Here is a 5,043-nt window from a genome sequence, read left to right on the forward strand (position 1 = left end):
CGCCCGCTCCCACCCCCGCCGCTCCGGCCGCGCACCCAGCTGCCGTGGATCCCGGCTGCGGTAGACGATGTACGGTCGCGTCAGATACTGCACCGGCGCGCTGAACATGTGCACCAGCCGCGTGTACGGCACCAGCGCGATCAACGCCATACCGACGACCGCGTGCACCCGGTACAGCACCGGCACCCCCTCCATCAGCCCCGTGTCGGGCCGCAGCGTGAACAGACTCCGCGCCCACGGGCCGATCGTCGCGCGATAGTCGTAGCCGTCGCCGGAGGAATGCGCCAGCTTGGCGACCATGCCCAGAACGATCGCCGCCAGCAGCACCACGTACATCAGCTTGTCGTTGACCTTCGTCGCCCGGAACACCGGCGCCCTCGTCCGCCGCCGCCAGATCAGCAGCATGATCCCCGCCACCGTCAGCACCCCGGCCGCCGTACCGCCGTACAGGGAGAACAGGTGGTACGTGTGCTCGCTCACCCCGGCCGCGTCCGTCCACGACGCCGGCACGAACAGCCCGACCAGATGCCCGGCCAGCACGAACAGGATGCCGTAGTGGAACGCCGGCGAGGCGACGCTCAGCAGCCGCGACTCGTACAGCTGCGAGGAGCGCGTCGTCCAGCCGAACTTGTCGTAGCGGTACCGCCACACCAGTCCCGCCACCAGCAGCACGAAAGCGACATACGGCAGCGCACCCCACAGCAGCGTCGTCATCGCCGCCCCCCGGTCTTCGCCGCCGGCAGCGTCGCGCACACCGCGTCCAGCACGATCGCGTACGGTGTACCGAATGCGGTGAGCCGGCCCCGCAACTGCTCCAGCGCGTCCCGGTGTTCGACGAGCAGCCCCGTGTCACCGGTGCGGGCCGCGAACTCCAGCACCGCCGGCAGGAAGTCGGGCAGCTCCTCCCCGGTGAACTCCAGACCGTGCGCCCGGTAGAGATCCTTGATGCGGACCAGTGACATGCCGCGCCGCCGCGTGTCGCCGTCCCGCCACCACGTCAGATACAGACTGTGCCGGTTGCGGAAGTCGAACACCTCCACATAGTGCGCGGCCAGCTCCTCGGGCGCGGTGACCGCCGCGTGGTCGGTGAACTCCCGCAGCTGCGGCGCCGCCTCCCGCAGCAGCGGCAGCCGGGCCCGGAAGCCGTCGTCCGGGTAGGTCAGGCACAGCGCGGAAGCCTGGTACAGCACGGAGTCGTCCGGCATCACGGGGCCTCCTTCGGGTCCGCGTCGTCCTCGGTCTGCCGCCGGCGCAGCAGATGGAAGTTCTCCACCGACACCAGCGGCAGCCGCCTGCGCCCCGAGTCGGCGCCGAACGGTCCGTCGCCGCCCGCGCCGGGCCCGCCCTCGTAGTCCAGGCTGCACCCGTCCGGCAGCGCCGCCTCCTCCATCCGGCGCGCGTCCCCCACGGCCGCCGTCGGGATGACGTACCGCTCCTCGTACTTGGCGATCGCCAGCAGCCGGTACATCCCCTCCACCTCGCCCGCCGTCATCCCCGCGGCGGCGGCGATCCCCGGGTCCGGCTCCTCGCCCAGGTTCACCGCCCGCATGTGGGAGCGCATCGCGGCGAGCTTCTCCAGCGCGGCCCGCACCGGCGCCGGGTCCCCGGCGGTGAACATCCCGGCCAGGTACTCCACGGGGATGCGCAGCGTGTCGATCGCCCCGAACAGGTTCCCGGCGTCCTCCCCGTCGTGCCCGGTCTCCGTCAGCGCGTCCACCACCGGCGACAGCGGCGGCACATACCAGACCATCGGCATCGTCCGGTACTCCGGGTGCAGCGGCAGCGCCACCCGGTACCGGCTGATCAGCGCGTGCACGGGGGAGCGGCGCGCCGCCTCGATCCAGTCGTCCGCGATGCCCGCCCGCGCGCACGCCCGCCGCACCCCGGCGTCCTCCGGGTCGAGGAACACCCCCAGCTGCGCCTCGTACAGGCCCCGCTCGTCCGGTGCGGACGCCGCCTCCGTCACCCGGTCCGCGTCGTACAGCACCACGCCCAGATAGCGCAGCCGGCCCACGCAGGTCTCCGAGCACACCGTCGGCAGCCCCACCTCGATCCGCGGATAGCACAGCGTGCACTTCTCGGCCTTGCCGGTGCGATGGTTGAAGTACACCTTCTTGTACGGGCATCCCGTCACGCACATCCGCCAGCCCCGGCACCGGTCCTGGTCGACGAGGACGATGCCGTCCTCCACCCGCTTGTACATCGCGCCGGACGGGCAGGACGCCACACACGACGGGTTCAGGCAGTGCTCGCAGATCCGCGGCAGATAGAACATGAACGTCTGCTCGTACGCGAACCGCACCTTCCGCGACGCCTCCCGGCGCAGCCGCTCCACCATCGGGTCGAGGTCGCCGTGGGCGGGGGCGCCCGCCAGATCGTCGTCCCAGTTCGACGACCACACGATCTCCGTCGGCCGCCCGTCGAGCTGCGACACCGGCCGCGCCACGGGATAGTCGTCACCCGCGGGCGCGTCGGTCAGGTTGCGGTAGTCGTACGTCCACGGCTCGTAGTAGTCGGTGATGCCCGGCAGCCTCGGACTGGAGAAGATCCCGGCGAGTCTGCGCAACCGCCCGCCCGCCGCCGGCCGCAGCGCGCCCCGCCGGTTCAGCTCCCAGCCGCCGCGCCAGCGCTCCTGGTCCTGCCAGCGGCGCGGATAGCCCTGCCCGGGCCTGGTCTCGACGTTGTTGAACCACACGTACTCCATGCCGCGCCGGTTCGTCCACGCCTGCTTGCAGGTGACCGAACAGGTGTGGCAGCCGATGCACTTGTCGAGGTTCATCACCATCGCGAGCTGCGCCATGGGACGCATCAGTACGTCACCTCCTGGCCGCGGCGGCGGATCACCGTCACCTCGTCGCGCTGACTGCCCGTCGGCCCCAGATAGTTGAACGCCCACGACAACTGGGCGTAGCCGCCGACCAGATGCGTGGGTTTGAGGATCAGCCGGGTCAGCGAGTTGTGGATGCCGCCGCGCATACCGGTGGTCTCGGAACGCGGCACGGCCACCGTGCGTTCCTGCGCGTGATGCATGTACACCGTGCCGGCGGGCATCCGGTGCGAGACGATCGCGCGGGCCACGACCACACCGTTGCGGTTGACGGCCTCCACCCAGTCGTTGTCGCCGACACCGATCGCGTCGGCGTCCTGCGGGGACATCCAGATCGTCTGCCCGCCGCGGGACAGCGCCAGCATGAACAGGTTGTCCTGATACTCGGAGTGGATGGACCACTTGTTGTGCGGGGTCAGATACCGGACGGTGACCTCCCGCTGCCCGTCCGGCCCGAGCCGCGGCTCGTCGAACAGCCGGTGCATGTCCAGCGGCGGCCGGTACACCGGCAGCGCCTCGCCCAGCTCGTGCACCCAGTCGTGGTCCAGGAAGAAGTGCTGACGCCCCGTCAGGGTGTGCCAGGGCTTGGCGTGCTCGGTGTTGAGAGTGAACGCCGTGTACCGGCGACCGCCGGCCTCGCTGCCCGACCACTCCGGCGAGGTGATCACCGGCACCGGCGCGGCCTGCGTGTCCGCGTAACCGACCCGCTTGCCCTCGTGCTCGGCCGCCAGATGCGCCATCTCCCGTCCCGTACGCGCCTGAAGGGTACGGAAACCCTGCACGGCGAGCCGCCCGTTGGTGGTGCCGGACAGCGCGAGGATCGCGTTCGCCGCTTTCACCGCCGTGTCCAGCGACGGCCGCCCCCGATACCCGGTGCCGCCCGACTCCCGCAGCAGCGCCACCTCCTCGTCCGGCCGCAGCACGATCCCCTTCACGGGCAGCCCGAGTTCCTCCACCAGCGGGCCCAGAGCCGCGAACTTCTCACCGATCCGTGTGTAGTCCCGCTCCACCACCGTCAGGTTCGGCATCGTCCTGCCCGGCACCGGGTCGCACTCGCCGCGCCGCCAGTCCCGCACCACCCCGCCCGGCTGCGCGACCTCACCCGGCGTGTCGTGCTGCAGCGGGCTCGCCACAAGATCCCGCCGCACCCCCAGATGTTCCACGGCCAGCTCACTGAACCGCTCCGCGATCGCCTTGAACGTCTCGAAGTCGGTCCGCGCCTGCCACGGCGGATCCACCGCCGGCGTGAACGCGTGCACGAACGGATGCATGTCCGTGGACGACAGATCGTGCTTCTCGTACCAGGTCGCCGCCGGCAGCACCACGTCCGACAGCAGCGTCGACGACGTCTGCCGGAAGTCCAGCGACAGCAGCAGATCCAGCTTCCCCTCCGGCGCCTCCTCCCGCCACACCACGTCCCGGGGCCGCTCATCGGGCCGCGCCTCCCGCGCGCTCAGCGACGAGTGCGTGCCCAGCAGATGCCGGGTGAAGTACTCGGCGCCCTTCGCCGACGACCCCAGCAGATTCGCCCGCCACAACGTCAGCACCCGCGGCCAGTTCTGCGGCGCGTCCGGGTCCTCGCACGCGAACCGCAGCGTGCCCGCCCGCAGCTCCGCCACCGCCTTCGCCACCGGGTCCCCGAACACCTCGCCCAGCTCAAGCGGGTTCCGGTCGAACGTCGGACACGACGGCATCCACCCCGCGCGCGCCGACAGCGCCACACAGTCCGCGGCCGTCATCCCCGCGAGCCGCCCCTCACCGAGCGGCGACGCCAGCACGTCCGCCCCGAAACGGTCGTACCGCCACTGATCGGTGTGCAGGAACCAGTACGCGGTGCCGATCATCTGCCGCGGCGGACGCACCCAGTCCGACGCCGACGCCAGCGTCGCCCACCCCGTCACCGGCCGGCACTTCTCCTGCCCCACATAGTGCGCCCAGCCGCCCCCGTTGCGCCCCTGACAGCCCGTCAGCTGCAACAGTGCCAGGAACGCGCGGTAGATCGTCTCCGAGTGGAACCAGTGGTTGGTGCCCGCCCCCATCAAAATCATGCAGCGGCCCTGCGACCGCTCCGCCGTCCGCGCGAACTCCCGTGCGATCCGCACACACCGCGCCGCCGGCACCGACGTGTGCACCTCCTGCCACGCCGGCGTGCACGGGCGGGAGGCGTCCTCGTACGACGACGGCCAGTCACCCGGCAGCCCGCCCCCCCCCCACCC

4 protein-coding genes are annotated in these 5,043 nt (G+C 71.3%); all 4 read right to left on the reverse strand.

What is annotated here, in order from left to right; genetic code table 11:
* Positions 1-714: respiratory nitrate reductase subunit gamma (narI, locus tag MTQ10_RS27765; RefSeq protein WP_247473032.1), on the reverse strand; the 714-nt coding region annotated here is incomplete at its 3' end.
* Positions 711-1,205, reverse strand: coding sequence for a nitrate reductase molybdenum cofactor assembly chaperone (gene narJ, locus MTQ10_RS27770; protein WP_247473033.1), 495 nt, complete (start codon positions 1,203-1,205; stop codon positions 711-713). The genes narJ and narI, both read right to left, overlap by 4 nt.
* Entirely contained in the window at positions 1,205-2,809 is a 1,605-nt protein-coding gene (gene narH, locus MTQ10_RS27775) for a nitrate reductase subunit beta (protein ID WP_247473034.1), read from the reverse strand. The genes narJ and narH overlap by 1 nt, the downstream gene beginning before the upstream one ends.
* Positions 2,809-5,043, reverse strand: a 2,235-nt coding sequence (locus tag MTQ10_RS27780) for a molybdopterin-dependent oxidoreductase (RefSeq protein ID WP_247473035.1), incomplete at its 5' end; no start/stop codon positions are given. The genes MTQ10_RS27780 and narH, both read right to left, overlap by 1 nt.

Origin of the sequence: Streptomyces sp. XM83C (assembly GCF_023072675.1) — a bacterium.
In the GTDB taxonomy this organism is placed as follows: Bacteria; Actinomycetota; Actinomycetes; order Streptomycetales; family Streptomycetaceae; genus Streptomyces; species Streptomyces thermocoprophilus.